Genomic DNA, 26,266 nt, shown 5'->3' with positions numbered 1-26,266 from the left:
TAGTTCATGTCAGAGCTAGTTATTGTTTTTTTGGAAAGCCAAGAACTATAAGATGTCATTATGTAAAACAGCCGCGCAGGGTAGTGGCTCCAGGGCAACATTTTTGGCAGCTTCCATCGCACCACCCAGCTACCAAAAACACCGCCCTTCGCCACCACCATTAAGAACGTCCGGTTTTTCATAAGAAACTCTTCGGTTTTTCCGTACTTTAAAGAAAGTATATTTTTCCTGTTTTTATATTCGTTGCGTTTACATCGGTAGTACTTGCATTGCCTTTGTAAGTGCTGTAGCGTTTTCATAATACAATTCACTGTAAACTGTGACTGAGACTGTCCACTCAAGTAAGCAGCACCCACAAAGCCAAAAATTGCCCGCAAGAGTATTGTTTTTTCATTTGTCAGAAGCATTGCCTTAATTGCTTCTCCGCCGTCTTAATGCCAAAGCAATTCATAACACCAACTACCTTTTCATTCCCCATAGTTCACTATTCACTAATCAAGGCATCAAGCCGACACAAAAGCAATCACAAGTAGGTAGTTCACAAATAAAAAAACAATACCCTTGCTTCCGCTACTGCCACCGCACTATGTAGTGTTTTCATTGTTTTTTGAAGATGCTTTTTGTTTCCATAACACTAATCCTATTGTATACTGCCAACTGTTCACTAAACACTGTTTTGGCATCCTCAAAAATCAACCCCAAGAAAGAGTTTGAAATTTCAGTTCATTTTGAAACGCACTCTGGTTTTACTGACAAGTTTCTTTTATTCAAAATGCCCAAAAAATTCAAACCCTTTCAACACGATTGGCTCTCGATTCATGAAAATCAGAATTTCAAAAAGAAGCAATTCGTAATCAAAACAAAAAAGAGAAAAAAAGAAGGCAAAGATTAGTTCCGGTCTTCAAAAAAGCAAGTTCAAGCCCTACGGGTTTCTATAAAAATCTCCACCCATTCGGGTAGTATTTTTCCAGAAAAACTTGCTTTTCTGAACCCCTCCACAATGGTGTATGGCTTTCTTTTTTACTCTTTTTTCTTTTGAAAAAATTGTTGTGTAAAGGAAGGAACTGAGCATTAAACTAAAATCCGAAGCCATGACAAATTACATCGTTAAAACCCACAGAAAAGACACTATTTACGCCAAACCTCATTTATTTATCCTAAACAAAGGACTTAACAGCGGCAAACCGCAGAAAGAGCCATTTACAAACAGCTTTGTACTCATTTTTCAAAACGAAGAAGATTGCGAAAATATCTACTGGGTAACTTTCAGTTTATGGAAGTCAAAATTTTGGCATCAGTTTTTAATTGGTTCGGTTATTCCTTTTATACGATTACAGGAGTTTAAAAAAGAGTTGTTTCCAAGAGTAACAGAAATTTATAAGGATTACGAGCAACACAAAAAAAACATTCAGGCATTACGCCTTTTGGAATCAAAAGAAAAGCAATTTCAAGAAAATATCAATCTTATTAACGATTTGCGTAGAACAATCCTGTACAGGTACTGTAAACGATAAAATGAAAGCCATAAAATAACAAGAACAGCCTATGACACTATTTATTTTGTATCAAACAGATGTTTGGAAATCTAAATCATCGCGAATTTATTTTGGAATATTTGACAGCAGAATTAAAGCTGTCGATATTGCAAAGTATAACGGATTGTATACTTCAGATGCTGAGGTAGTAATTGAAGAAGTAACTTTAAATCAATTTCAGGAAGGATAGCATAAAAAAAGCCTAATCATGTAGCGATTAGGCTTTCTAATTATCCGGAAAAGGTTACCAATCAAAACCGGACTATTTATTTTTAAATTTTGTCAGTCTCTTTAAGAGTAGGGAGACTGTAAAACTTACAATTGCTCCGACAATTGCCAAAACAATCGTTTTTAAAACATCTTCGGAACTGATATTAGGCACAATACTTAAAACGGTTCCAGCTGCAGTTCCCGCATGGATTGAATTATTTGATTCCATCACGAGGTAAGTATTTATTTTCTTCCTGTAGGCGTTTTACAATTTCATGCTCACGTTTTGCATCATCATCAACCGTAACCTGACTAACAGCAGATAAAACAGTACCGGCGAGTGCAGCATAACCGGCTACTGTAACTATAATTGCTGGTAAGGCAACAGGAGCAGCAACAATGCTACCACTTACTGCCAATAATGCTAAACCTACGGTTCTCAAAACTCTGAAAAACTTTGGTGTTGGAGCCTTAGCTCTTTCAACTACATTCATAAATTCTCTATTTTAAGATTAGACACTATTACAATCCGCTTACAGAAACCAACGCTAATGGGTTAAACGCTCCATTTTTCAAAGGATACATCTGACCATTTACCTGCTGATAGAACTCAATTCCCAATGCTAAAAACAAAGGATGTGTACTATTCGCAGTTACCATATTCGTTTGACTGATAACGGCAGTTGCGGTAGTATCCCAAGGCAAAATAGCCGTTTCGGAATGAGCTTCAATAAAGGTTTCTGCTTCAAAATCAATTTCAGTACCTGCTGAAATAATTTTAAAGTGCGTTGTTCCGGTTGGTGCAGCAATCATATTAGAAGGAATGAATGAAGCCAAATCAACCTTAATAGTACCTGTTACTCGATCAATAGTTGCTACAAATGGAGCAAATAAACTTGTCCCCAATTTACCTCTAATGTTAAATTCAAAACCTGCCAGCAATTCTGCCTCACCATCAATAACGTTTCGTAAACCACGCTCACTGGTTGTGTCAGCCTGAATAACTTTTACCATTCGCTGCGTCAATCGGCTTACCATTCTACCATCGGCAGAATTCAAAAGCAAACCTCTTAATGATGTTCTCAAAACCTTACCGGCTTTCCCAGCTCTTCCAAACTCAGAACCGTTTTCTCTTGTTCTCTGAAAGGCTGGATCACTCGCAATTCTGCTCGCATCAATTCCGCCTTTTTCACGGGCCAAATGCCCGTCCTGTGTTTTATAAAAAGTAATATCCCCGATAGTACCCTTTAGTTTAATTATGCCTTTCTGTCTAGCCATAATATTTCAAATAGATTAGATTAATAATTCGTTTTCAAATTCATAAATCTTCATCTTGTTGCAACAATTTCTGAAGGATTCAAGGGCAAATGTTATAATTAATTCAATACTTTAATTAATCATATTAAACCAAATGACATCAAATGATATAAATGTCCATACCAAACATAAATGACCACTAAAAACGTCTCTGATAATTATCTATTTTAGCTCTCCAAGATAATAAATCAAGTATAGTAAAGCCATATCAAAAGCATAGATAAAGTATGAAATCAGAGCCTAAAAGAGTATGTATCTACCCAAAGGACATACAACGTATTACAGGGAAAAGTTATCGTCAAAGTACAAGACTTCTTCAAAAAATCAGAGACGGTCTGAATAAGACCAAAGACAACTTTGTGAGCATAGAAGAATTCTGCCAATATGCAGGCTTAAAATATGAAGATGTTGAACCCCATATTTTAGGTTAAAGAAAAATTAAATGAAAATATTCTAGGCGATAAACTTGTAATAAATCGCCTAGAATAATAATTAAGCTTGCTTGCTTTGAAGATTCTGCATTGATAATTTTTGCTTTAGTATAGCCATGTCATCGCTTACTCGTTTGTCTACAATCTTTGCATAGTGTTGTGTTGTTCTTAGGCTTTTGTGACCGAGCATTTTGCTTACGCTCTCAATGGGAACGCCATTAGTAAGCGTTACAGACGTTGCAAATGAGTGTCTGGCCATGTGGAAGGTTATTTCTTTTTGAATGCCGCACACGTCTCCAATTTCTTTTAGATAGCTATTCATCTTCTGATTGCTTAATACTGGCAGAATTCTATCCTCATTAATGCATTTCGGATGGTCAGAATACTTCTGTATTAATTCTTCCGCAATAGGGAGTAGGGGTATTTTAGATCTGGTATCTGTTTTCTGTCTGTTTTTGAATATCCATTTATTACCATCAATACCAATTCCCAAATGGTCTTTTCGTAATTGTTGCACATCAATGTAGGCCAAACCTGTAAAGCAGCAAAAAATGAATATGTCCCTTACTAATTCGAGACGGGCATTTATGAATTTCTTAGTGTAGATTTTTTGTATTTCTTCTTCGGTTAGAAACTCTTTATCGACCTCAATAACCTTTCCTTCGTATTTGCTGAATGGATTCTTTTCTAACCAGTCATTGTTTAGGCAAATCTTTATAATTTTTCTGAAATTACGGACATACTTCACAGATGTATTATTGCTGCAATTTTTTACGCTTCTTAAATAGAATTCAAGTTCGGTAATGAAACAATGGTCTACCTTGTCGATTCGGATATCAGAGACATTGTATTTCCATTGCAGAAAGTTTTGGATATGATTTAAAGTAATCTCAAAACGCTGCAATGTTCCTGGAGCATATTTCTTTCCTATAAGCTCTTTCATTTTGTTATTATGGTCTTGGAAAACCGGTACCAACATTCTATGATTCTTATTTTTCTCAAGCAGTATCGACTGGAAATTTTCAATGGATAGCTCTTCTTCTTTGTGTAGTAATTCCATTTCGGCACTCAAAACCTTAGATCGCATCATATCAAGGTAACTATTAATTGATCGGGCTTCTTCTGTATTGCCTTTCATTTTGGCTAGCTCAGAGGACCATTTGGTTTTTTCTATGAATTTTTTAGAGCTAAATTCAAGTCGTTGGCCATTTACAGTTAGTCGAACATAAATTGGTAATTTGCCGTTAGCATTCACTTTTGTGCTTTTAGCATAAAAATGGAGAGTGATTTTTGTTTTCATAATGGTAACCTTTTAATTATTATTCAATTTAAATTTCTGAGTAATAACAAACAAGATGTACATCTTTTGAACTGGGCATTGAACAGGTTGATAGTACTGTGTTTGCAAGGCTTAAGTGAATTTATCGAGACCCTAAATTTGAGTTTTTTTTCAGGGTCTCGATTTTATCCCTTAAGATTTAAGATTGAATGAATATTTTGAAAGTAGCTAAAAAGCAAAAACCCAGTAATTCCTAAGATTTACTGGGTTTTGATACCATTTGTTTTTTTGTTTGTGGGGAGAGCAGGATTCGAACCTGCGAAGGTTTCCCAACGGATTTACAGTCCGTCCTCGTTGGCCGCTTGAGTATCTCCCCAACAATTTCAATAATTGTTCGCCTTGTAAGCGGTTGCAAATATAGAACTGTTTTTCTGTTTTGCAAACAAAAAAGTAAGTTATTTTTAAGCTTTTTTCTAAGTGGTTGATTGTAAATAAAATAAAAAAGCTCAGGTTTTCCTGAGCTTTTCGTTCTTTGTATGAAATTTGGATTATTTTGCTAATAATTCCAAAATTTTGGCTTTTAATTCGGCTCCGTAAAGATTCTTAGCCACAATAGTTCCTTTAGAATCCAAAAGAAAAGTAGAAGGAATACTTTCTACACCGTACTCTTTTGCAATAGGCTCGTCCCAAAATTGTAAATTAGATACATGATTCCATTGTAATTGATCTTTAACAATGGCTTCTTTCCATTTAGCTGCATCTTTGTCTAAAGACACTCCTATGATGTTTAAACCTTTAGAGTGTAATTCTTTATAAAGTGCCACTACATTAGGATTTTCTTTTCTACAAGGAGCACACCACGAAGCCCAGAAATCTATTAGTGTTACTTTTCCTAAAGATTGCTTTAAAGAAATAACTTTTCCTTCAGGATTTTTTGCACTAAACTCTGGTGCTTTATTTCCTAATTCAGTTTTTTTTTTCCTTGAGCTCCTTTTTCAGACTCTTCAATTTGTTTTTTTATTTTTTTACCAACGGTAGTTTCTTTTAGTTCACTATCCAAGTTGTCGTAGAATTTTTTGATTTTAGCTAAATCAGGAGTTTGTGATCCAAACATTCCTTGAACAAAAATTAATGATAACATCGATTTAGGGTTGCTCTCGATGTATTTCTCGTTATAAGAAACTCTTTCGTTTTGGAAAGCCACTAATTCTTTGTTTAATTTGTTCATCGTTACCGTATCTTTTTTCTTTTCAGCTTCCTGATAGATAGGCATATTTTTTTGTCTGAAGTCTAAGAATTTTTTCTCGAAATCAGTATTAAATTTGATGTATTTGCTTAATTCATCATTGTTGTAAGTACCCGCTATTTTAGCTAAACCAATACTATCTTTATTAACCTTAGCAGAAATATTACCTTTTTCTACGAAAAGAGCAAATCCAGCATTAGGGATGCTTTCAAAACGAATTCCATGAATTACCGGTTCTTTGGCTTCACCTTCGAAAACGAATTTACCTTTTTCAATAGTAACTGTGTCTACTGATACGGGCATTCCTGTTTGTTCATCTTGTTTTTCTAAAAATACTTTTGTGCCATCGGCTAATCCGTTAATTTCTCCGGAAATTTTGTACCCGTTTCCAATAATACCGTTACATGAAACAGCAACAACTGAAAGGGTAACTAGAACTAATTTTTTCATTTGTTTTACTAATTTTGCAGGCAAAAATAACGTATTTGTATGTATTTTAAACTAATTTTAAATTTTATTTAATATTCCTAAAAATTGATAGAAAATACTACGAAAATTATTCCGCCTTCCAATACATTTAAAAATACATTTTGTGTTTTTACAGAAGTTTCCCGAACGGAAATACAAGGAAAAGAACCCGATTATTGCAGTGATTCAGGCAGTGTTTATTTTTATACTGAAAAGGGATTGTATCGTTTGTCCAATCATTGGGGACGTTTAGGGAATTGCAAGTGGCGTTTGATTGATAAAGGTCTTAATGAACACCCTAAAATTAAATTAGGATTTGCTCTTTGGAACGACTTTTATGAAGACAATCCATGGGATTTTTTGTATTATCTAGAAGTTGATTTTACCACGAAAACAGTACTATATCAGCATAAAAACAATCCACTTTATGATGGAAGAGCGGTATTACGTACTTCAGCCGATACTATGAAACGAATCCGACAAGCAAAAAATATTATTGAATTGACGAATTGGAGTAAGCATTTTGCAGTAGCTGATTTAGAGGAATTGCGAAAACAAATAGTAACGGATTTAATTTATACCAACCTTACTTTAGAAGAAATTAAAAGAAACTATTTATGAGTAGAAAAAATCAGGAAAATATTAAAAAATACAATGACAAGTTACACAAAGCTAAGTCAAAAGATAAAATAGCAAAAGTTGAGCGAAAAGCCCAACTTAAAGCCATTTTAAAAAAAAGTAAGGAAAGTGAAAATTAATCTTTCACTCCCAATTTAGTCAATATTACTTCTAATAAACACCATTTGGTGATGGAAGACTGTAATAAGTTAGCACCCACGAAAGCGGTAAACCAGTACCAGTTGGGACTTACATAATGAGCTAAAAGTAGGCTGATTAAAATAAAGGAACCAGCAAAAGCTCTAACGATTCTATTTTTCATATTCTATGGTTTTAATTGGATTAATTGTGTTTTTCTACTTCAAAGGAAGCAATATGTATTTTTGATAAACTTTCTTGTTGTTCGTTAAAAACCGCAGCTAGATCAAAAAAAGTGTTGACGTGTTGCTGATCAAGGAAAGCGTAAAAAACTACCGATTCGTTTTCATTCATTTCTGATCCAAACCAATTATCTTCAGTCTCTTTTTCAGAAATATCAATATAGCCCTTAACATTTTGGTACGAATATCCTTTAACTTGGGCTTGCTTCAACATTTTTTTGATGTCGTTTTCAAATGCTGCCACAGCGGTAATAACTAATAATTTCATATCTATTTGGTATTAGTTTAAAACAGGGTTTTTGCAATTGTTATTACAAAACCCCGTTTTTTTAGTTGTTTTCCCATTTTTTTCTTTCAGTCATGTAGTAAATCAATGGTACTACAATCAGTGTCAACAAGGTCGATACAATCGCTCCAGCTACCAATGAAATTGCTAATCCTTGGAAAATTGGATCAAAAAGTATGATCGAAGCTCCAATTACCACAGCACCGGTAGTCAGTAGGATAGGAGTAGTTCTCACAGCACCTGCTTCAATAATCGCTTGTTTGATTGGAATACCTTCATTCAATCGAATTTCAATGAAGTCAATCAATAATACCGAATTACGTACCATTACACCCGCTAAAGCAATCATTCCAATGAAAGAGGTTGCAGTAAAATAAGCATCTAATAACCAGTGTCCTAATACAATACCTACTAATGATAATGGTATGGCAACCATCATAACCATTGGGGTTTTGAAGTTTTGAAACCATCCTACAATTAGCATGTATATGATGATAATTACAACCATGAAAGCAGCTCCTAAATCACGGAATACTTCTAAAGTAATTTGCCATTCTCCGTCCCATTTTACGGTGAAGTTTGTCTCATCGGTAGGTTGTTCCATATACAATTCGTTAATAGAATACCCTTTTGGTAATTGCATAGATTTAAGTTTCTCTTCCATACCCAATATAGCATATACTGGACTTTCAAGAGCACCAGCCATATCTGCAGTAACATAAACCACACGTTTTTGGTCTTTTCTGTATATTGATTTAGCTAAGGTATCTTGTTTTACTTTTACCAAATCACTTACTGGAACCACATTCCCATGACTACCTTTTATTTTAAGATTTTGAATATCAGATAAAGAAGATTTGTCTTTATCGTCTAATGCTAATACAATACCAACTGGATCGTTTGAACGTTCGTCATATAAATTGGTCACAGGCATTTCACGTAATAAATACGTTAAGTTACCTACAATTTGTTGCGGAGCAATACCGTTTAGCATTGCTTTTTCTTTGTCAACTTCTAATTGATACTCGGTTTGAATATCTTCAACAGTCCAATCAACATCTACAATGTCAGTGGTTGTTTGAAGAATATTTTTAACTTGGTTAGCTACTTTAATTTGTTCTTTATAATCAGGTCCATAAATCTCTGCTACTAAAGTAGATAATACTGGAGGTCCTGGCGGTACTTCAATAACTTTTACATTGGCACCATATTTTTTAGCAATTTTATTAATTTCAGGACGTACTATTTTGGCCACATCGTGACTTTGTAAGCTTCTAGCTCCTTTGTCTAATAAATTAACTTGAATATCAGCCATATTGCTTCCACCGCGTAAGTCATAATGACGAACTAAACCGTTAAAAGTAATAGGGGCAGAAGCTCCAACGTAATTCTGATAAGTTACTACTTCTGGAACGGTAGAAAGATATTGTGCAATTTCTTTAGTTACTGCCGCGGTACGTTCAAGTGTTGTTCCTTCTGGCATATCAATTACAACTTGGAATTCGTTTTTGTTGTCAAAAGGTAACATTTTCACTGCCACTGATTTGGTAAAAAACATTAGGATTGATCCCAAAAGTAAGATACCGGTAATACCCAACATGGCCCATCTTTTTTTGCTGCTGTCCAACATTGGTTGTTCAAATCTTTTGTAGATTCTATAAATCCAACTAGTTTCTAAACCTTGCTCTTCTTTGTGTTCTTGTTCGTCTTTTTCATGTAATAAATGGTAACCCAAATAAGGAGTAACCGTTAAAGCAACGAATAAAGATAATAACATGGCAATTGAAGCTCCAATAGGCATCGGACTCATGTAAGGTCCCATCATACCTGAAACGAAAGCCATAGGTAAAATTGCAGCAATCACTGTGAAAGTCGCTAGGATAGTAGGGTTACCAACTTCATTGATGGCATAGATTGCCGCTTGTTTGAACGGTAATCGTTTCATCTTAAAGTGTCGGTGCATATTTTCAGCAATGATGATACTGTCATCTACCACAATTCCTACCACAAAAACCAAAGCAAACAAGGTGATACGGTTTAGTGTATATCCTAATATGTAATAACTGAAAAGCGTTAAGGCAAATGTTAGAGGTACTGAGAAAAATACTACCAATCCACCTCTCCAACCCATGGCCAGCATTACCAACACGGTTACAGCCAAAATAGCGACTCCAAGGTGCAGTAATAATTCACTTACTTTGTGAGAAGCAGTTTCTCCGTAGTTACGAGTTACTTCTACATGAACATCGTCAGGGATTAAATTGGTTTTCAATTGGTCTACTCTCTGGATAATTTTTTCAGAGATTTTCATGGCATCCGCTCCTTTTACTTTTGCTACCGAAATGGTTACTGCAGGGTATTCAGATGGATTTTTAGCATATTTTTCGTTGGCTTTTCCATAACCAAAAGAAACATAACTTTTTGGAGAGGAAGGCCCATCTTGAACCGATGCAATTTGTTTTAAGTAAACAGGCATATTTTGATTGACTCCCACTACTAAATTTTCAACATCTTCCGAAGTAGATAGGAATTGTCCTGTAGTCACCAAATATTCGGTATCATTTTGTGTAAAACTACCCGATTGAGAACTTCCGTTATTCGCTTGAATCATTTGCATTACACTCAAGGCATCCACTCCGTTTTCAGCCATTTTATCTTTATCTAAAACGACTTTTACTTGACGGTTTCTACCACCAATTTCTTTGGTAATAGCTACATCTTTTACTTTTTCAATTTCAGAGGTTACTTCCTCGGCCAATTGACGGATTTCGAAATCATCTAATTTTTCACTCCAAAGTGTCAAACCTAACATGGGTACATCGTCAATAGAACGTGTTTTTACCATAGGTTGCATTACACCTTGCGGGAACATACTTTGATTTTTGATCAACTCGTCATATAATTTCACATAGGATCTTTCAATATCTTCACCTACATAAAATTGTACAATCATCATGGCTTGTCCATTCATAGCAGTACTATGGATGTGTTCAACACCTTTGATGTTTGCAATAATTTTTTCTAAGGGTTTAACAACGCGGCTTTCCACTTCTGCCGGACTCGCTCCCGGATAGCCTACCATAACGTCGGCCATAGGAACATTAATTTGTGGTTCTTCTTCTCTTGGAATCAAGAACGAACTATATGATCCAATTATCATCAAGGCTACCATTAATAATATGGTAAGTTTCGAATTGATGAAGAAATTGGCTATTTTACCTGAAATACCTTCTTGCATAATTTTTTTGTTTTAAAGTTAAGGTTCAACATTTAAAGTCTTTTATACTAAACTTTAAGTGGTAATTACTTAACGCTTATTTTAGCTCCGTTATACAATTTACCATCTGCTGAAACAATGTAAGCCTCGTCAGTTGTTAATCCTGATAAAACTTCAACTTGATTGCCAAATGTTTTACCAATTTTTAACCATCGTAAGATAGCTGTGTTTCCATTGCCAACAGTGTAAACACCATTTAATTGACCTTGTTTTACTAAGGCGCTGGTTGGAATTAAAACCACTCCAGAAGTTTTTGTAGTGCTTTCAGCAGTTTTAGCTATAGGAAATTGAACGTTCACAAACATTCCAGATAAAATACTACGATCGGTTTGATTTAAGTTGATTTTTACCAAGTACTGACCACCAGTATTCTTTGCTGATAAGCTGATTTCAGAAACCTTACCAGATATTTGTTTGTTGATTGATTTAACATTGATAGTAACCGGCATTCCGTTTTTAATGTTAGTGATGTCACTTTCAGAAACCATAGCAGTTACTTGTAATCTTCCAGAACCTTCAACACTTACCAAAGGCATTCCTGGATTGGCCATGTCGCCTTCTTTTATAAAAGTATTGGTTACCACACCACTAAAAGGAGCAGTGATATTAGAATAAGAAAATTGAGCCATGACTTCATTACGCATTTGTTTTGCAGCTTCTAATCCTGCTTTTGCCATTTCATAACGAGCAGTCATGTCATCAAGTTCTTTTTGTGAAGCACTTTGTTGTGAAAAAAGATTTACAAAACGATCGTAATCTTTTTTGGCATTATTGTAAGCTGCTTGAGCTTGAGTGATAGAAGCATCTACTTGAGCCTTTTTAGCTTGAAGGTCAGTATTGTTCACACTCACTAACAGCTGTCCTGATTTTACGTTTTGTCCAACTCTAACATGTAGTTTGGTTACATAACCCATCATACGGGTACTCAAGTTAGCACTGTTTTCCGCTTCAATTTTTCCGCTGGCAGTGATAAATGGACTGTTATTGGTATCTAATTTACCATTAATAGTAACTGGAATGGCTGGTAAATCAGTAATTTGTTTTTTTTGATCACCGCCGCACGATACTAGGAACAGTGAAGATATTGTTAGGGTAGCAATTATTTTTCTCATATTTTCTCTGATTAGTCTAATTATATTGAATATTTAATTGTTTGTTTATCGGGTTAAGAATTGTAAATAATGTTTAGTGAAATTGTATTCAAAAACAGCTTGTAAATGTTCTAGCTCTTTTTGAGACATTTGTGTTTCTGAAAGAAGCAAATCTGTTGTTTTTTCAAGTCCTTGTGTGAAACGGTTTTGACGAATTCTAAAGGCTTCTTGTGATTGTTCGAAGGCTAATTTAGAAAGATTCACTTTGTTCTCGGCATCTAGCAATTGTCGGTTCGTTTTGTTAAGCTCTAATTGACTTTGTTTTTTATATTGTTGGCTTTCTACCTCAGCTTTCAAGAAATCGGCTTTAGCTTTTTCGGTTTTTCCAAAAGTTTTGTAACCATCGAACAAATTCCATGATAATTGAGCTCCTACCAAATATCCTTTTGCGCTAGTACCAAAAATACTATGGTCGTATAGTTCATAGCTTCCAAAAGCATTCAATCTTGGTAAAATTCCATATTTACTTGATTGAAACATTTTTTTGTAGGCTTCAGACGATTTAGATAAAGCCATAATATCTTTTCGACTCTCTGGAAGTGTCGTTTCCATTTTTTCAACAGTGATGTTAGGATCTAACGTTTCAGTAGGTTTATAGATTTTTCCCATGGCCTCTTCATTCAGTAGAAATGCTAAATAATCGGAAGCATTTTGCACATTTGATTTTGCGTATTGTAGCTGATTAGAAATTTCATTTACACGTACTTGTACATTCAAAACGTCTGTTTTTTGTAACATTCCATTTTTAAAATAGTTTTCTACAAGTTTTAGATTGGCTTGAGCGGTTGCACTGGCTTTTTCCAAAACGCTTACAGCGCGGTAGGCAAGTTGCAGTTGCATATAGGCTTTAGCACTTTCTAATTCTAAGTATTCTTTGGTACGTTCTGTTTGTAATTGATACGCTTCCATTTTAGCTTTAGCAGCTTGGCGACCATACAAACCGTCTAGATTCACTAAAGGTTGTTGGATCTCAAACTTAGTAGCAAAATTTTGTATTTGATCGGGATTATTTAACAAAGCCGGATTAAAATCAGACATAGTTACTATTTCTTGATTTAGTTTAGATCCAAAGGCCATTAAAGGATTGGTAGTAACGATTCCGGTATGCGAGGCTGTAATATTAGGTAAAAATACAGCGTTAGATTGACGATAGTCTGCTCTAGCCGATTCATAAGTTTTCTCGGCTATTTTGATTTGTAAGTTTTTCTCAGCTATTTTTTGAGTCAGTTCAGCTTTCGAAATGGAAAGGGTGTCTTGAGCAAGAGTTACTGCAGAAAAAAATAGACTGAAAGTTACTATATAGAGTCGCTTCATAAGATTGTTTTTTAATTATAGGTCAAAATTATGAAGTCAAAGTCACTAAGTATGTAACTATTGTCACAATGGGCTAACTTTTAGATGAACGGTACAAAAAAAGCGCTCCATTGAGCGCTTTTATCTATTTGATATTTAATTACTTATGCTTTTTTCGCAGCACAACAAGCTGCTTTTTTTTCTGTAGAACAAGATTTCTTTTCTGCAGTTGAGCAAGATTTTTCAGTTTTTGCCTTTTCTTTAGCAGTTTTAGTTTTTTTAACTTCTTGTGCAGAAACGCTTACAGATACTAATAAAGCAACTACAGCTACCGTTGAAAATATATTTTTCATAATTATTTTTTTTAAATGTTATTATTTTTGAATGTTGTTAAAATTATTTTTTATGGTTTTAAAAGTTAAACAGTAGCTTCCGGAGGTTGCCATATGCTGTTTTTAAAATAATCTATAAATAAAGATTGGCCATGTAAATGGGGTTTCAGAATCTCTTCTGCAAAATAATGACCTACATAGTCTGGATTTTCAAATAAAACAAACTGCCCTACATTGAAATTTACATTTAAAAAACATTTTTCTTTAGGACATGTTGGTTTTTTTTCAGAATTAGAACAAAAGGATGAACAACTCGTTACCATATGCATCTTAACCGCTTTAACCGAAGGTAAAACCGTCATAGCAAAAATGTATAGGCAAATTGTGTAAATCCAAATCTTCATTTATCCAAAGATAATAAAAAACATTTTCCTTTTAGAGAATGCACCGTAACTATATTAGTTAAGTGTTTTTCTTTTTTGATGTTACAAATAGATTAAAAACCAAACCTCCCATCAAAGCACCATATAAAGTACTATTCAATGGTTTAGAAGTAATAGCACAAGTGCCGGAAACGCAACCTATTTCTTTATAATACAAATAACCTACTATAGCTCCTACTAATACACCAAGTCCGGTAATCAGGTATCCTTTTTTAGACATAATTAAATACTTTTTTCTAGAATGGTTTTAATAATTTCTTCTTTAGATAACACTCCAGATTGTCTCCATAGAGGTTTTCCTTGTTGAAAAAGCATCATCGTAGGAACACCACGAACCTGATATTTGGCTGCTAATTCTTGATTTTTATCAACATCTATTTTAATAATCGAAACACGATCTCCCAAAGAAGCTTTAACTTCTTGTAAAATCGGACCTAGCATTTGGCAAGGACCACACCAAGTAGCAAAAAAGTCGATTAATACCGGTTTTTCGCTGTCAATAATATTTTGAAATGAACTATTCATGTCTTTTAGATTTATTGTTGGTTGGAACCGTACAACCATTTACACCACACCCTTGATTAAACAATGCTTGGAATAAAAAGAAAGCGGCGAATCCAAAGAAAAACCATTGACGAGTTTCTATTGCTTGAAAGATAAGAAATATACCGAAAGCTAGTCGAACCCATCGCATCAAATGCCAATTGGTAAAAAGTAACTGTTTCATTTTTTTTCGTTTTCGTTTGTGTTCATTTTAAAAGGTAAATACAAAGGGCAGAAGCCAATGAATGCCGTAATAAAAAAGACAAGTGCTATGAGTCCGAAAAAGTAAGACTGTATATCATTCATCCCTCCTTTATTGAATTGGTACAAAATAATTCCTGTAACAAGCAATCGCAATATACGGTCGGTATTTCCTAAATTTTTTTTAATCATTATTATAATACTTTACTTTGGCAAACAAAATCTGATTTTGGTAATCCAGTTTTGGAGATTGCATTAAATCCACCTTCAATTTCAGTGAAATTTCTATACCCGCGAGCTTGTAAAATAGAAGCAGCGATCATACTTCTGTACCCTCCTGCGCAGTGGATGTAAAAATGCTCTTGCGGATCAATTTCGTTAATCCAATTATTAATGTAGGCTAGTGGTTTACTATAGGCTTCATCTAAATGTTCAGCACTATATTCTCCTTCTTTACGAATATCGATTACTTTATCTTCTCCAATTTTTACTTCTTGGGCGAATTGTTCTGCGGTGATGCGTTTTACAGTATCTGTTTCTTTACCCGAAGTTTCCCAACTCGAAAAACCTCCTTGTAAATGACCTAAAATATTATCAAAACCTACACGGCTTAAACGAGTAATCGTTTCTTCTTCTTTTCCTAAATCACAAACAATCAGAATAGGTTGACTTACATCCGCAATCAGGGTACCAACCCATGGCGCAAAATCACCATTGATTCCTATGTTAATAGACTGAGGAATATGTTTTTTATAAAATTCATTCGGATTACGAGTGTCTAGAATAACGGCATCGCTCGAATCGGCTAATTCTTCAAATTCTTTTACAGACAAAGCATGCATTCCCTCATTCATCACATTATCAAAACTGTTGTATCCTGTTTTATTCATGGCTACATTCATTCCGAAATAGGCTGGAGGAGGCGTTAAACCATCCAATACTTCAGAAACAAATTCTGTTTCGGTCATGCTCGCTCTTAAAGCGTAATTTTTTTGCTTTTGTTCACCAATGGTAGAAACCGTTTCTTTACTCATGTTTTTTCCACAAGCAGATCCAGCACCGTGAGCAGGATATACAATAACATCATCTGGTAACGTCATTATTTTGTCACGTAGCGAATGATACAAAGTAGCCGCTAATTGTTCTTGTGTTAAGTTCGCTGCTTTCTGAGCTAAGTCTGGGCGACCTACATCACCAATAAATAAAGTGTCACCAGAGAAAATAGCATGTTCTTTTCCAGATTCGTCTAGTAAAAGATATGTAGTACTTTCCATGGTATGACCTGGAGTGTGTAATACCTTAAGAGTAACGTCACCAATCTGAAAAACTTGATTGTCTTCAGCAATAATAGCATCAAATTCAGGGGAAGCAGTAGGACCATAGACTATTGGCGCTCCTGTTTTCTTACTTAAATCTAAATGCCCCGAAACGAAATCGGCATGGAAATGAGTTTCAAAGATGTATTTTAAAGTCACACCGTCTCTTTCCAAACGATCCAAATAAGGATGTACTTCTCGAAGCGGATCAATAATAGCTGCTTCTCCGTTAGAAGTAATATAGTAAGCTCCTTGTGCTAAACATCCGGTATATATTTGTTCTATTTGCATAATTCTTTCATTAAAAATACTATACAAAAATAAGGTATATTTTTTTAAATGTAAGTGATATAAGTTACACTTTCATGAATTAGCTATCCGTTATAGTAGACTTGTGGGACAAACATACTGAGACAATGGCAATGTGGTTTTCTTTATTCCTTCAAAACCATCACGGACATCTTTAAAATTATAATATCCATTTTGTTGAAGAATAGAAGCGGCCATCATACTGCGATATCCTCCGGCACAGTGTAATACAAAAGGAATGTCTTTAGGAAAAGCATCTAGTTGGTGTTTGAGTTCATTCAATGGAATGTTTTGTGCTCCCAATACATGTTCCGCATTATGTTCATTGCGTTTACGAATATCAAAAAGCGGGCAAGAAGTCTTAGATAAATAGTCTTCCAATTGTGAAGCATCAATGCGCTCTATCGAGTTACTTTCCTTTTGATTCGCTTTCCAAGCATTAAATCCTCCCTCAAGAAAGCCAATAGTGTTGTCGTACCCAATGCGAGACAAACGAATAACAGCTTCTTGTTCTGTTCCTTCGTTGCAGATTAAAACAACAGATTGGTTGATATCACTGATTAATTCTCCTACCCAAGGAGCAAAATTCCCGTTTAAACCGATGTTCAAACTGTTAGGAATAAAACCTTTTGAAAATTCTTCGGGAGTTCGGGTATCTAAAATCAGTATTTGAGGATCTTCACATAAAGTTTCAAATTCAGTAATCGCAATAGGTTGTAAACCTCGTTCTAAAATAGTGTCAAGACTCTCGTAGCCATTAATATTCAAAGCCACATTTTTAGGAAAATAGGCTGGAGGAGTGGTTAATCCGTCTAGTAAGGCTTCTACAAATTCGTCCTCACTTAGGTTGGGATTCAAGGCATAGTTTGTTCTTTTCTGAATTCCTAGTAAATCTGTAGTTTCCTTGCTCATGTTTTTTCCACAGGCAGAACCAGCTCCATGATTTGGATAAATGATTAAATCGTCAGAAAGTGGCATTATCTTATCACGTAACGAACGGTATAGCATTCGCGCTAGTTTGTCTTGTGTTAAATCGGCAATAACGTGTTGTGCCAGATCAGGTCTTCCTACATCACCTATGAATAAAGTATCACCTGTAAGAAGACCTTGTTCATCGCCCTTTTCATCAATAAGCAAAAAACAAGAACTCTCCAGAGTATGTCCTGGGGTATGAATGAGTTTGACTTTGGCGTTACCAAAATGAAAAACTTCGTTATCATGACCGATGTATGCTTCAAATCCAGGTTTCATGTCTGTTGGGCCATATACAATAGTAGCGCCGGTTTTTTGTGCCAAGTCTACATGACCCGAGACGAAATCTGCATGAAAATGAGTTTCAAAAATATATTTTAAGCGGATTCCATCGCGTTCCAACCGATCCAAATAGGGTTGAGTTTCTCGCAATGGATCTACAACAATAGCTTCATTTCCTGAAGTAATGTAGTATGCAGCTTCTGCTAAACATTTGGTGTATAATTGCTCTATTTTCATGAGATTTCATTTATTGATTCAAACAAAAATAGGATTAAGCAAAAACTAAAAAGATGATATTTATCAGGAAAAGGGAAGGAATGGAACAAGAAATTCAAAACGTATAAAAACAATAATAAATTTCTTATAGAATGCGATTAACTCAGCCAAATTTCTTTTACAACAATGAAAATTCCCATGGCTAGTACAAACCAACCAAAGGCAGGTTTCAGTTTAGCTCCGTCTATTTTTTTTGATATAGCCATTCCAATAAACATCCCAATAACTGCAATTCCTGTAATTGATAATAGAAAAGGATAATCGAGTTTTACACCGCTGATGATGTCTCCGGTAAAACCTATCAAAGAGTTAAGGGCAATAATAAATAAGGAAGTTCCTACCGCTTGCTTCATGGGAATTCCGGCAAAAAATAACAAAGCAGGAATAATTAGAAAACCACCTCCAGCTCCTAAAAAACCGGTAACTAAACCAACACCCAATCCAATGCCACCTAATTTAAAATAATTCGGTTCTTTTGTGTTCGTTTTAGGTTGACCGTAAATCATCGCTCGGGAAGCCAATAGCATTAGTACCGCAAAAATCAGCATGATGAACATATTCTTGGTAATCATCAAATCTCCGAGAGTCCATAAGTTATCAGGAATAGAAGGGAGTACCAATTTTCGAACCAACAACAATGACAAAACAGAAGGAACTGCAAAATAAATCGCTTCCTTAAGTTTTAAAAGTTGTAATAAGTACTGTTTAATAGAGCCTATACTAGCTGTTATCCCGACAATAAATAAAGAATAACTAGTGGCTAATTCAGGATTAATTCGGAATAAATAGACCAAAATAGGAACAGTCAGAATAGAGCCTCCTCCTCCAATTAATCCTAACGTTATTCCAATAGCTATCGCGGCAATGTACCCTAAAATTTCCATGTTTACTGATACTGATATACAAAGGTAGGTGTAAAAAAAAGTTTAATCAGTAACTATTATCACATTAACGAAAACTTGGCAGCAGTTCGATATGGCTTCGATGAAGTCTAAGGAGATGGCGCTGTTCCATTTTTTTGAGCAATCGGGAAATAACCTCGCGAGAAGTATTGAGTTCCGAAGCAATTTCCTGATGTGATAATTTAATATCATTACACTGACAAGCTTCTCGGTGTCGTTTCAAGTAAAACTCTAAACGTTCGTCCATAGCCTTAAAAGCAATATTGTCAATCACTGTAAGCACTTCTTCAAAACGTCGACGATAGGTCTGAATCACAAATTCATACCAAGAACGATGACTGGCCATCCATTTCTCCATTACTTGCAAAGGCACCATAATCAACTCAGCATCTTCTACTACTTTAGCCATGATTTCGCTGGTTTCTTGTTTGGTAGCACAAATCATCGATAAGGCACAAGCCTGACCCGGTTGAAGGTAATACATAAAGAATTCTCCTCCGTCGTCATCCAAACGGTATACCTTCAGTTTTCCACTAACCACTAATACGGTACTCTTGATATATTGACCCGAACGAATCACAATATCTCCGGCTTTGAAGGACTGAATACTGGCATTTTTATCCAATTCATCCATCAGTTGTGGACTGAAATTCGGGAAATGATTTTTAATAAGGTCTTTCATAAATTCGAAGTTTTTCAGGCTGATAGTAAGATTACATACCATAAGTTGCAAAGACAAATATACGTTACAGTTTTTCAAATTGTATGTTTTTCTTTTAAAATCATACACAATCCAAAAATCTCTTGACGAACTCTCATATAAAGAAGATTAATTCTGCCGACGGATGATGGTATGTCAATCAGAAACATAGATATTGTGTATCTTTGACGCTTAAAGATTGGTACATGGAAATGAATTATTCAAAACTCAAAGCAACTATTCAGGCTGTCATAGATTGTTTGGTAGTAAAGGATCAAACAGGAGCAGCCCAAAAACTACAAGAAGCTAATACAATTTTGGAAGAGTTAACCGATTTTGCTGTACAAGACGAAGATTTGATTACTTTGAGTAAATACCGTTTACTATTAGAACAATTGGCACTTAAAAATGGATAAGAAATGTTATTGTGGTTCCGAAAAAAGGTTTAAAGATTGTTGCGAACCCTATATTCTGGGTACACAAAAACCACAAACGGCCGAAGCATTGATGCGTTCCCGTTATTCGGCATATTGTATACATCAGGCTGATTATTTGATTGCTACCACACATCCCAAGACAAGAAAAAGACACAACAAGAAAGAGATTTTGGATTGGGCAGTACAAAACCATTGGTTAAAATTGGAAGTGATTAAAGCAACAGAAAATAAGGTAGAGTTTAAAGCTTTTTATCTGGACCAAAGCACTCAGGCACACTGCCATCATGAACACTCAACATTCAAGAAAGAAGGGGAGCAGTGGTATTATGTAGAGGGCTATTAATCTTGGATTATTAAGTTCAGTACCTCAAAATAGTGTCAAGGGTGTTCCCCCTTTTGTTTTTCCCTGAAATACGAACTCGGAAACTATGTCAAATTGTTTGCGAGACGTATTAAAAATCCGAAGGGCAATTCTATCACACAAAAAAGAAAGCGAAGGGGAGTCAAATAGTGCATGAGCGATTTGAAGTTGTTCTTCTTGTAATCGTCTCCCAATAGAAATATGAGGTTCATTGTTTTTCAGTACAGTCGGGTATCGAAATTCTTCATGAACTTGTCGTAAAATATCCTTTAAAAACAGTTTCGAAGTAGCATCGGGAGCCAAAAAGAAAGCACCGTTCGGAAAAGTATCGAAATGGTTAAAACAGACTGTTTCGGAAGAGAGGTAACTAGCTATCGAATGAAGATGATGTGCTATTTTATCGCTCTCGTTTACGGGTGCTTCGAACTCATTAATGGTAAGATGAGCCATCGAATTTTTACTATGATACCAACCAATTTTAGAAGACAGATGCTCTTTCATCGCTTTAACTTCAAGAACAACGTCAGGACTGGGTTGTATGACTAAAGAATATCGAGCGAACATAAGAGCATCTGTTAGTTTTTGTATTATAAGAAATTAATCGCAGTTTCCTGATAAATCGCAATTCTGTCCTTGTACATTTAATGGAGTAATCTGACTGCTTTTCCACTCTTGATGGATTTGCGTTAAAATTTTTAGAAAACTCTCAGGAGGTAACGCACCACTAAATGCCGATTTCTCATTAATCACAAAGTGAGGAACTCCTCTTAATCCTACATATTGAGCATTGCGGATATCTTGTTCTACAGCTTCAGTAAAGGCATCACTATCTAATGCTGAAGCGGCTTCTTTTGTTGATAGACCTAATTCAGAGACGATGTTTAATAAAACGGATTCGTCTTCAATGTTTTCTCCTTTGCTGAATACCGCTTGAAACAATCGCTCTTCGAGTTCGTGAGCCTTTCCTTGGGTTTTAACCCATTGTAACAATCGGTGTGCTTTGAGCGTGTTAGCCCATTTCATGTTATCCACATCAAAGCTTAGTCCTACTTGAGTCGCCATTTGAGCCACCTGCTGATTCAGTTGTAAAGCAGTTTCTCTAGTCATGCCTTTGTGGTCTGCCAAAGCTTGGTGCGCATCTTTGGTAGGATCATACGAGATTTGAGGGGCTAATTGGTAGCTATGCCAACGAATTTCAATGTCTTTAGCATCAGGAAAGGAGGCTAAGGCTTGGTCTAAATTGTGTTTGGCTATGAAACAAAACGGACAAAGCATGTCCGACCAAATATCGAGGTTAAGTTTTAGATTCATTTTTTTTATTCAAATATACAAAATAAAATAGGCTTGGTCAAGAAAGTGGTTATATGCAAAGATGAACCTATTGTTGTAATTAATTTTGATTATAATTTTTCGTCATTTATTATGTTACTACTTAAGAATTAAATAATAAATGAATTCTTTTGACCTAAGTATTGAATAATTTGTAAGAATTATTGGTTATATTAAATATTGGAGTGCTGAATTATTTAATTTTTTCTTAATTTTTAATTAACCTCATTTAAATTTTTTACAAATATTAATTTTTTGTTAATATTAATTGTTCTGTTTTTGTAGATTTGCTTCCGCTTTTCAAATAAAGCAGTAAAAAGAATGAGTACCCCTAAAAGATTTGCCTTACTTCTTGTAATGTTTTTGTTTCATAATCTTTCTTTTTCACAATGTTTTGAAATTGAAAGTATTTTAGTCGATGCCTGTGACAATGGCACTAATGAAGGCTTCAATGAAATGTTCCGTATGAAAATCGGACCAACGGCACAGAATACCAGTAATTTTTCAGTGAATTGGCCTTCCCAAAGTTGGAAAACATTAGTTCAAAACGCTACTACTGCCGCTAAGGTAGCCCAACTCAATGCAGACATAGCAGCTGCAGGAGGTTGTGGAAGAATCTTAGAACCTACTGGAGGCGTTTTACCCGCTAATGCCACCGTGATTGTGGTAACCAGTTTTAATTTAGATACCACTTTAAATTCTTTCGGCCCTTTGAATAGTGATATTTACATGATTTTTCAAAATAATCCTACCACTACGGGAGGGCATTTTGCTAATTATAATGGTCCAGGAACGAGAACTCTATCGGCAAATTTTGGAAGTTGTTCAGACTCTGTAACGTATGATAGAACTAAACTAGTAAATATTTATGGAACTACAGGAGGTAATGATGCTGACAATAATGGAGCTACAGTTAATTTTACACCTTCCGGAACTGCCTCTTATGTAAATAATGGATGTAAAGCACCAGTAGCACAAAGTTTTACAGTTGATGCTGGTTCAGCTACGGTAACGGCTTGTGCGGGACAAACAATAACTTTATCCGGAACGGCTCAAGGACATGCGAGTGTTGCTTGGTCGGCACCTTCGGGGAGTTTTGCTTCACCCAATAATTTATCTACCAATTATACTGTTCCAACCACTGCTACTAATGGTAGTACGATCACGTTAACTTTAACGGCTACTAGTTCTTGTGGAACTAACATTACTGATACTATTACGGTTACTGTAAGTGGAGCTACTCTAACGCAAACATCAGCAGCTGGAACAGAAAACCAAACGGTTTGTGTGAATAATGCGATATCAAATATCCAATATACTTTTGGGGGTGGCGCTACTAGTGCAAACGTAACGGGTTTACCAGCGGGTGTTTCATTTGCTATTAGTGGAAATGTGGTGACCATCAGTGGTACGCCAACGACTACTACAGGTTCTCCGTTTACTTATACAGTAACTACCGTAGGAGGGACTTGTGGTACGACTTCACTAAATGGAACTATTACAGTAAATCCATCGGTTACGTTAACTCAAACATCAGCAGCTGGAACAGAAAACCAATCGGTTTGTGTGAATAACGCTATTACAAATATCCAATATACTTTTGGTGGAGGCGCTACAAGTGCAAACGTGACGGGTTTACCAGCAGGTGTTTCATTTGGCATTAGTGGAAATGTGGTGACCATTAGCGGTACGCCAACCACTACTACAGGTTCTCCGTTTACGTATACCGTAACTACGGTAGGAGGTACTTGTGGTACGACTTCTCTGAATGGAACTATTACAGTAAGTCCATCGGTGACTTTAACTCAAACTTCGGCTTCAGGAACAGAAAACCAAACAGTTTGTGTGAATAATGCTATTGCAAATATCCAATATACTTTTGGAGGTGGCGCTACCAGTGCAAACGTAACGGGTTTACCTGAGGGTGTTTCGTATTCCATTCTAGGAAATGTGGTGACCATCAGCGGTACGCCAACGACTACTACAGGTTCTCCGTTTACTTATACAGTAACTACCGTAGGAGGGACTTGCGGTACGACTTCATTAAATGGAACCATTACAGTAAATCCATCGGTTACGTTAACTCAAACATCTGCAGTTGGAACAGAAAATCAATCGGTTTGTGTCAATAATACTATAACGAATATCCAATATACTTTTGGTGGAGGCGCTACTAGTGCAAACGTAACGGGTTTACCAGCGGGTGTTTCATTTTTTGTTAGTGGAAATGTAGTGACCATCAGCGGGACGCCAACCACTACTATAGGTTCTCCGTTTACTTATACCGTAACTACGGTAGGAGGTACTTGCGGTACGACTTCACTAAATGGAACTATTACAGTAAGTCCATCGGTGACTTTAACACAAACATCTGCAGTTGGAACAGAAAATCAATCGGTTTGTGTGAATAATGCTATTGCAAATATCCAATATACTTTTGGAGGTGGCGCTACCAGTGCAAACGTAACGGGTTTACCTGAGGGTGTTTCGTATTCCATTCTAGGAAATGTGGTGACCATCAGCGGTACGCCAACGACTACCACAGGTTCTCCGTTTACTTATACCGTAACTACGGTAGGGGGTACTTGTGGCACGGTTTCAATGAGTGGAACCATCGCAGTGAATACGGCAATGTCTCTTAATCTAATCTGTGATGCTGCCAATTCAACCTCATCTTCATTAGCTTTCGATTTTAGTAATGTGGGTCAGACAAGTTTCACTTATAGTTATACTATCGATGGAGGAGCACCCATTACTGGAACACATATTTCTCCTTCTAATTTTACAGTAACTGGATTGACTTTAGGACAAACAGTAACTTTTACCCTGACAGCCAATGGTGTTTCTTGTGTGCCTCCTCAAACAGTAAGTTGTACAACAACCTGTACTAGTCCAACGCTGACTTTGACTTCAGCAGCAGGAACCAACAATCAAACGATTTGTGTCGGTACCGCTATTACACCGATTACCTATACGTTCAGTGGAGATGCTACTGGAGCCAATGTGACAGGATTACCGGCAGGAGTAACCTATACTACTTCAGGAAATACAGTGACCATTAGCGGAACACCAAGTACTACCACAGCATTAACATCTAATTATGTAATTTCAACTTTAGGTGGCGTTTGTGGAAGTGCTTCATTAAATGGTAGTATCAGTGTAAATACTAATCCTACTTTAGTACTTACTTCAACAGCAGGCTCTAATAACCAATCGGTATGTGTTAACACAGCTATCAATACAATAACGTATACCTTTGGTGGTGTAGCAACAGGTGCCAATGTAACAGGATTACCCGCTGGAGTAACAGCCACTACTTCTGGAAACACAGTTACTATTAACGGTACACCAACAACGGCGAGTGCAACGCCTTATACTTATTCCATTACAACGACTGGAGGTTCCTGTGGATCCGTAACTCTAAACGGAACAATCAGAGTTAATGCCTTGCCGGATCCTAGACCAACAGAGGGTTCAATTTGTGTGAATAGCTCTGGTGTAGCTACAGGTTCTTATATTTTAGATGCTAAATTAGATGAGGCTATGCATGATTTTGTTTGGTATTTTAACAATAATCCTATCGCTAATTCAAATACGGCTACTTATACTGCTACCGCAGTGGGTACTTATGGAGTAGTTGCTGTCAATACCGTAACAGGATGTACTTCTCCATTGGTTACAGCAACTGTTGGCGCTACCATGCCAGCGACGGGATTAACAATTACACAAAGCAATTACTTTAGTGGTAATGCCACTTTAACAGTAACTGTAATAGGAGGAACAGGTACGTATTTTTACCAATTGGATGGAGGCGTTTTCCAATCGTCCAATGTATTTACCAACGTAAGTTCGGGAACACATACAGTTACAGTAATCGATGCGCAGCAATGTAGTTATCTAACGAAAGATGTATTGGTTATTGAATATCCGAAATTCTTTACACCAAACGGTGACGGTTATCACGACAAATGGTTTATTGCAGGATTACAAAACACGGATGTGATTTATATTTTTGATCGTTTTGGTAAACTTATCAAACAATTAAAAGGAGAAGAAAAATGGGATGGAACTTATAACCAACAACCATTGCCTTCTACCGATTATTGGTTTACGGTAGATTATGAGGAGAACGGTGCGAAAAAACAATTTAGAGCCCATTTTGCCCTTAAACGATAAAGACTAAATCATCAATAGATACTAAATCCCTAATAGAATTTTCTTTAGGGATTTTTTTATGTTCCCTCATGCTCTTCCTTGTCATCCTATGTTTGTAAAAGGAAGTTCTTTGAAAATTTTATAAATTTATTTCAACAGAAGAAAGAGAAAGATAAAAGCTAAATTTTGTCATTGGTCAATTAAGACTGTTCAGCAT

General features: G+C 35.9%; 29 protein-coding genes, 1 tRNA gene and 1 pseudogene. 8 read left to right on the top strand and 23 right to left on the bottom strand.

The window, feature by feature from the left end; all coding sequences use genetic code 11:
• Positions 1 to 1,091 precede the first annotated feature (1,091 nt).
• Together NAT50_RS10665 and NAT50_RS10660 are read left to right on the top strand one after the other, a co-directional pair.
• On the top strand, positions 1,092 to 1,514 hold the full coding sequence (locus NAT50_RS10665; RefSeq protein WP_250593214.1) for a DUF6943 family protein: 423 nt from the start codon (positions 1,092 to 1,094) through the stop codon (positions 1,512 to 1,514).
• Between the two features lie 31 nt (positions 1,515 to 1,545).
• Positions 1,546 to 1,725 carry a hypothetical protein gene (locus tag NAT50_RS10660; protein WP_250593213.1) on the top strand — a complete coding sequence of 60 codons (180 nt, stop codon included), beginning with the start codon at positions 1,546 to 1,548 and terminating at the stop codon, positions 1,723 to 1,725.
• A gap of 235 nt (positions 1,726 to 1,960) precedes the next feature.
• Here the strand turns inward: NAT50_RS10660 and NAT50_RS10655 are convergent, their stop codons facing one another.
• Positions 1,961 to 2,239, bottom strand: coding sequence for a hypothetical protein (locus NAT50_RS10655; protein WP_250593212.1), 279 nt, complete (start codon positions 2,237 to 2,239; stop codon positions 1,961 to 1,963).
• Between the two features lie 28 nt (positions 2,240 to 2,267).
• Complete coding sequence (locus tag NAT50_RS10650; protein ID WP_250593211.1) at positions 2,268 to 3,023, bottom strand: hypothetical protein; 756 nt, start codon at positions 3,021 to 3,023, stop codon at positions 2,268 to 2,270.
• A gap of 266 nt (positions 3,024 to 3,289) precedes the next feature.
• Here NAT50_RS10650 and NAT50_RS10645 point away from each other — a divergent pair, with 266 nt between their 5' ends.
• A complete protein-coding gene (locus NAT50_RS10645; RefSeq protein WP_250593210.1) occupies positions 3,290 to 3,493 on the top strand; it encodes a hypothetical protein in 204 nt (67 codons plus the stop codon).
• A gap of 61 nt (positions 3,494 to 3,554) precedes the next feature.
• On the opposite strand, the gene NAT50_RS10640 is transcribed toward NAT50_RS10645, so the two are convergent.
• From NAT50_RS10640 to NAT50_RS10625, 4 genes and pseudogenes are all read right to left on the bottom strand, one after another.
• The gene (locus NAT50_RS10640; RefSeq protein ID WP_250593209.1) at positions 3,555 to 4,793 is read right to left on the bottom strand and encodes a site-specific integrase; all 1,239 of its coding nucleotides are present in this window, start codon (positions 4,791 to 4,793) and stop codon (positions 3,555 to 3,557) included.
• Positions 4,794 to 5,067: 274 nt separating this feature from the next.
• Positions 5,068 to 5,148: transfer RNA gene (locus NAT50_RS10635), tRNA-Tyr, on the bottom strand.
• Between the two features lie 172 nt (positions 5,149 to 5,320).
• Positions 5,321 to 5,722: pseudogene (locus NAT50_RS10630) on the bottom strand (TlpA family protein disulfide reductase); the annotation flags it as partial.
• 11 nt (positions 5,723 to 5,733) lie between these two features.
• A complete protein-coding gene (locus tag NAT50_RS10625; protein ID WP_250593208.1) occupies positions 5,734 to 6,468 on the bottom strand; it encodes a DUF4369 domain-containing protein in 735 nt (244 codons plus the stop codon).
• Positions 6,469 to 6,552: 84 nt separating this feature from the next.
• Between NAT50_RS10625 and NAT50_RS10620 the strand changes: the two genes are divergently transcribed.
• On the top strand, positions 6,553 to 7,107 hold the full coding sequence (locus NAT50_RS10620) for a hypothetical protein (RefSeq protein WP_250593207.1): 555 nt from the start codon (positions 6,553 to 6,555) through the stop codon (positions 7,105 to 7,107).
• Positions 7,104 to 7,244 (top strand): hypothetical protein, encoded by a 141-nt coding sequence (locus NAT50_RS10615; protein WP_250593206.1) that lies wholly within the window; start codon positions 7,104 to 7,106, stop codon positions 7,242 to 7,244. Before NAT50_RS10620 ends, NAT50_RS10615 begins: the two co-directional genes overlap by 4 nt.
• On the opposite strand, the gene NAT50_RS10610 is transcribed toward NAT50_RS10615, so the two are convergent.
• The 15 genes from NAT50_RS10610 to NAT50_RS10545 all read right to left on the bottom strand — a co-directional run bounded on the left by NAT50_RS10610 (position 7,241) and on the right by NAT50_RS10545 (position 19,749).
• Complete coding sequence (locus tag NAT50_RS10610) at positions 7,241 to 7,426, bottom strand: YgaP family membrane protein (protein WP_250593205.1); 186 nt, start codon at positions 7,424 to 7,426, stop codon at positions 7,241 to 7,243. The two genes, NAT50_RS10615 and NAT50_RS10610, sit on opposite strands and share 4 nt — an antisense overlap.
• A gap of 20 nt (positions 7,427 to 7,446) precedes the next feature.
• On the bottom strand, positions 7,447 to 7,752 hold the full coding sequence (locus tag NAT50_RS10605) for a hypothetical protein (RefSeq protein ID WP_250593204.1): 306 nt from the start codon (positions 7,750 to 7,752) through the stop codon (positions 7,447 to 7,449).
• 61 nt (positions 7,753 to 7,813) lie between these two features.
• Positions 7,814 to 11,008, bottom strand: a complete 3,195-nt coding sequence (locus tag NAT50_RS10600) for an efflux RND transporter permease subunit (RefSeq protein ID WP_250593203.1) — start codon at positions 11,006 to 11,008, stop codon at positions 7,814 to 7,816.
• Between the two features lie 65 nt (positions 11,009 to 11,073).
• The gene (locus NAT50_RS10595; RefSeq protein WP_250593202.1) at positions 11,074 to 12,159 is read right to left on the bottom strand and encodes an efflux RND transporter periplasmic adaptor subunit; all 1,086 of its coding nucleotides are present in this window, start codon (positions 12,157 to 12,159) and stop codon (positions 11,074 to 11,076) included.
• A gap of 45 nt (positions 12,160 to 12,204) precedes the next feature.
• A complete protein-coding gene (locus NAT50_RS10590; protein ID WP_250593201.1) occupies positions 12,205 to 13,512 on the bottom strand; it encodes a TolC family protein in 1,308 nt (435 codons plus the stop codon).
• Between the two features lie 143 nt (positions 13,513 to 13,655).
• Positions 13,656 to 13,844: a hypothetical protein gene (locus tag NAT50_RS10585; protein ID WP_250593200.1), complete on the bottom strand. Its 189-nt coding sequence runs from the start codon at positions 13,842 to 13,844 to the stop codon at positions 13,656 to 13,658.
• A gap of 65 nt (positions 13,845 to 13,909) precedes the next feature.
• Positions 13,910 to 14,185: a hypothetical protein gene (locus tag NAT50_RS10580; protein ID WP_250593199.1), complete on the bottom strand. Its 276-nt coding sequence runs from the start codon at positions 14,183 to 14,185 to the stop codon at positions 13,910 to 13,912.
• 100 nt (positions 14,186 to 14,285) lie between these two features.
• Complete coding sequence (locus NAT50_RS10575; protein ID WP_250593198.1) at positions 14,286 to 14,486, bottom strand: DUF6132 family protein; 201 nt, start codon at positions 14,484 to 14,486, stop codon at positions 14,286 to 14,288.
• Positions 14,487 to 14,488: 2 nt separating this feature from the next.
• Complete coding sequence (gene trxA / locus NAT50_RS10570; RefSeq protein ID WP_250593197.1) at positions 14,489 to 14,791, bottom strand: thioredoxin; 303 nt, start codon at positions 14,789 to 14,791, stop codon at positions 14,489 to 14,491.
• Complete coding sequence (locus NAT50_RS10565) at positions 14,784 to 14,993, bottom strand: hypothetical protein (RefSeq protein ID WP_250593196.1); 210 nt, start codon at positions 14,991 to 14,993, stop codon at positions 14,784 to 14,786. Before NAT50_RS10565 ends, trxA begins: the two co-directional genes overlap by 8 nt.
• Positions 14,990 to 15,202: a YgaP family membrane protein gene (locus tag NAT50_RS12405; protein ID WP_408610668.1), complete on the bottom strand. Its 213-nt coding sequence runs from the start codon at positions 15,200 to 15,202 to the stop codon at positions 14,990 to 14,992. The genes NAT50_RS10565 and NAT50_RS12405 overlap by 4 nt, the downstream gene beginning before the upstream one ends.
• A 2-nt stretch (positions 15,203 to 15,204) precedes the next feature.
• The gene (locus tag NAT50_RS10560) at positions 15,205 to 16,617 is read right to left on the bottom strand and encodes an MBL fold metallo-hydrolase (RefSeq protein ID WP_250593195.1); all 1,413 of its coding nucleotides are present in this window, start codon (positions 16,615 to 16,617) and stop codon (positions 15,205 to 15,207) included.
• A gap of 90 nt (positions 16,618 to 16,707) precedes the next feature.
• Positions 16,708 to 18,126: an MBL fold metallo-hydrolase gene (locus tag NAT50_RS10555; protein WP_250593194.1), complete on the bottom strand. Its 1,419-nt coding sequence runs from the start codon at positions 18,124 to 18,126 to the stop codon at positions 16,708 to 16,710.
• A gap of 137 nt (positions 18,127 to 18,263) precedes the next feature.
• Positions 18,264 to 19,049 (bottom strand): sulfite exporter TauE/SafE family protein, encoded by a 786-nt coding sequence (locus NAT50_RS10550; RefSeq protein ID WP_250593193.1) that lies wholly within the window; start codon positions 19,047 to 19,049, stop codon positions 18,264 to 18,266.
• A 64-nt stretch (positions 19,050 to 19,113) separates the two neighbouring features.
• Positions 19,114 to 19,749, bottom strand: coding sequence for a Crp/Fnr family transcriptional regulator (locus NAT50_RS10545; RefSeq protein ID WP_250593192.1), 636 nt, complete (start codon positions 19,747 to 19,749; stop codon positions 19,114 to 19,116).
• 224 nt (positions 19,750 to 19,973) lie between these two features.
• Between NAT50_RS10545 and NAT50_RS10540 the strand changes: the two genes are divergently transcribed.
• Both NAT50_RS10540 and NAT50_RS10535 read left to right on the top strand, forming a co-directional pair.
• Positions 19,974 to 20,183 (top strand): hypothetical protein, encoded by a 210-nt coding sequence (locus NAT50_RS10540; RefSeq protein ID WP_250593191.1) that lies wholly within the window; start codon positions 19,974 to 19,976, stop codon positions 20,181 to 20,183.
• A complete protein-coding gene (locus NAT50_RS10535; protein ID WP_250593190.1) occupies positions 20,176 to 20,547 on the top strand; it encodes a YchJ family protein in 372 nt (123 codons plus the stop codon). Before NAT50_RS10540 ends, NAT50_RS10535 begins: the two co-directional genes overlap by 8 nt.
• Before the next feature lie 24 nt (positions 20,548 to 20,571).
• On the opposite strand, the gene NAT50_RS10530 is transcribed toward NAT50_RS10535, so the two are convergent.
• Both NAT50_RS10530 and NAT50_RS10525 read right to left on the bottom strand, forming a co-directional pair.
• The gene (locus tag NAT50_RS10530; RefSeq protein WP_250593189.1) at positions 20,572 to 21,129 is read right to left on the bottom strand and encodes a 2'-5' RNA ligase family protein; all 558 of its coding nucleotides are present in this window, start codon (positions 21,127 to 21,129) and stop codon (positions 20,572 to 20,574) included.
• Positions 21,130 to 21,162: 33 nt separating this feature from the next.
• Positions 21,163 to 21,876: a DsbA family oxidoreductase gene (locus tag NAT50_RS10525; RefSeq protein ID WP_250593188.1), complete on the bottom strand. Its 714-nt coding sequence runs from the start codon at positions 21,874 to 21,876 to the stop codon at positions 21,163 to 21,165.
• A 339-nt stretch (positions 21,877 to 22,215) separates the two neighbouring features.
• Between NAT50_RS10525 and NAT50_RS10520 the strand changes: the two genes are divergently transcribed.
• Positions 22,216 to 26,070, top strand: a complete 3,855-nt coding sequence (locus NAT50_RS10520; protein WP_250593187.1) for a T9SS type B sorting domain-containing protein — start codon at positions 22,216 to 22,218, stop codon at positions 26,068 to 26,070.
• Positions 26,071 to 26,266: the final 196 nt, after the last annotated feature.

The sequence above is a fragment of the Flavobacterium luminosum genome (assembly GCF_023635005.1).
GTDB classification, from domain to species: Bacteria; Bacteroidota; Bacteroidia; order Flavobacteriales; family Flavobacteriaceae; genus Flavobacterium; species Flavobacterium luminosum.
The sequence above is the reverse complement of the archived record's forward strand: the minus strand, read 5'-3'. Positions and strand labels throughout refer to the sequence as shown.

Coding starts and splice junctions, on each gene's coding strand:
- NAT50_RS10525 (WP_250593188.1), bottom strand. CDS start 21,876: ATGAATCTAAAACTTAACCTCGATATTTGGTCGGACATGCTTTGTCCG.
- NAT50_RS10560 (WP_250593195.1), bottom strand. CDS start 16,617: ATGCAAATAGAACAAATATATACCGGATGTTTAGCACAAGGAGCTTAC.
- NAT50_RS10660 (WP_250593213.1), top strand. CDS start 1,546: ATGACACTATTTATTTTGTATCAAACAGATGTTTGGAAATCTAAATCA.
- NAT50_RS10605 (WP_250593204.1), bottom strand. CDS start 7,752: ATGAAATTATTAGTTATTACCGCTGTGGCAGCATTTGAAAACGACATC.
- NAT50_RS10520 (WP_250593187.1), top strand. CDS start 22,216: ATGAGTACCCCTAAAAGATTTGCCTTACTTCTTGTAATGTTTTTGTTT.
- NAT50_RS10580 (WP_250593199.1), bottom strand. CDS start 14,185: ATGACGGTTTTACCTTCGGTTAAAGCGGTTAAGATGCATATGGTAACG.
- NAT50_RS10530 (WP_250593189.1), bottom strand. CDS start 21,129: ATGTTCGCTCGATATTCTTTAGTCATACAACCCAGTCCTGACGTTGTT.
- NAT50_RS10600 (WP_250593203.1), bottom strand. CDS start 11,008: ATGCAAGAAGGTATTTCAGGTAAAATAGCCAATTTCTTCATCAATTCG.
- NAT50_RS10610 (WP_250593205.1), bottom strand. CDS start 7,426: ATGAAAAATAGAATCGTTAGAGCTTTTGCTGGTTCCTTTATTTTAATC.
- NAT50_RS10665 (WP_250593214.1), top strand. CDS start 1,092: ATGACAAATTACATCGTTAAAACCCACAGAAAAGACACTATTTACGCC.
- NAT50_RS10540 (WP_250593191.1), top strand. CDS start 19,974: ATGGAAATGAATTATTCAAAACTCAAAGCAACTATTCAGGCTGTCATA.
- NAT50_RS10590 (WP_250593201.1), bottom strand. CDS start 13,512: ATGAAGCGACTCTATATAGTAACTTTCAGTCTATTTTTTTCTGCAGTA.
- trxA (WP_250593197.1), bottom strand. CDS start 14,791: ATGAATAGTTCATTTCAAAATATTATTGACAGCGAAAAACCGGTATTA.
- NAT50_RS10545 (WP_250593192.1), bottom strand. CDS start 19,749: ATGAAAGACCTTATTAAAAATCATTTCCCGAATTTCAGTCCACAACTG.
- NAT50_RS10535 (WP_250593190.1), top strand. CDS start 20,176: ATGGATAAGAAATGTTATTGTGGTTCCGAAAAAAGGTTTAAAGATTGT.
- NAT50_RS10650 (WP_250593211.1), bottom strand. CDS start 3,023: ATGGCTAGACAGAAAGGCATAATTAAACTAAAGGGTACTATCGGGGAT.
- NAT50_RS10625 (WP_250593208.1), bottom strand. CDS start 6,468: ATGAAAAAATTAGTTCTAGTTACCCTTTCAGTTGTTGCTGTTTCATGT.
- NAT50_RS10645 (WP_250593210.1), top strand. CDS start 3,290: ATGAAATCAGAGCCTAAAAGAGTATGTATCTACCCAAAGGACATACAA.
- NAT50_RS10585 (WP_250593200.1), bottom strand. CDS start 13,844: ATGAAAAATATATTTTCAACGGTAGCTGTAGTTGCTTTATTAGTATCT.
- NAT50_RS10565 (WP_250593196.1), bottom strand. CDS start 14,993: ATGAAACAGTTACTTTTTACCAATTGGCATTTGATGCGATGGGTTCGA.
- NAT50_RS10550 (WP_250593193.1), bottom strand. CDS start 19,049: ATGGAAATTTTAGGGTACATTGCCGCGATAGCTATTGGAATAACGTTA.
- NAT50_RS10615 (WP_250593206.1), top strand. CDS start 7,104: ATGAGTAGAAAAAATCAGGAAAATATTAAAAAATACAATGACAAGTTA.
- NAT50_RS10555 (WP_250593194.1), bottom strand. CDS start 18,126: ATGAAAATAGAGCAATTATACACCAAATGTTTAGCAGAAGCTGCATAC.
- NAT50_RS12405 (WP_408610668.1), bottom strand. CDS start 15,202: ATGATTAAAAAAAATTTAGGAAATACCGACCGTATATTGCGATTGCTT.
- NAT50_RS10575 (WP_250593198.1), bottom strand. CDS start 14,486: ATGTCTAAAAAAGGATACCTGATTACCGGACTTGGTGTATTAGTAGGA.
- NAT50_RS10595 (WP_250593202.1), bottom strand. CDS start 12,159: ATGAGAAAAATAATTGCTACCCTAACAATATCTTCACTGTTCCTAGTA.
- NAT50_RS10655 (WP_250593212.1), bottom strand. CDS start 2,239: ATGAATGTAGTTGAAAGAGCTAAGGCTCCAACACCAAAGTTTTTCAGA.
- NAT50_RS10640 (WP_250593209.1), bottom strand. CDS start 4,793: ATGAAAACAAAAATCACTCTCCATTTTTATGCTAAAAGCACAAAAGTG.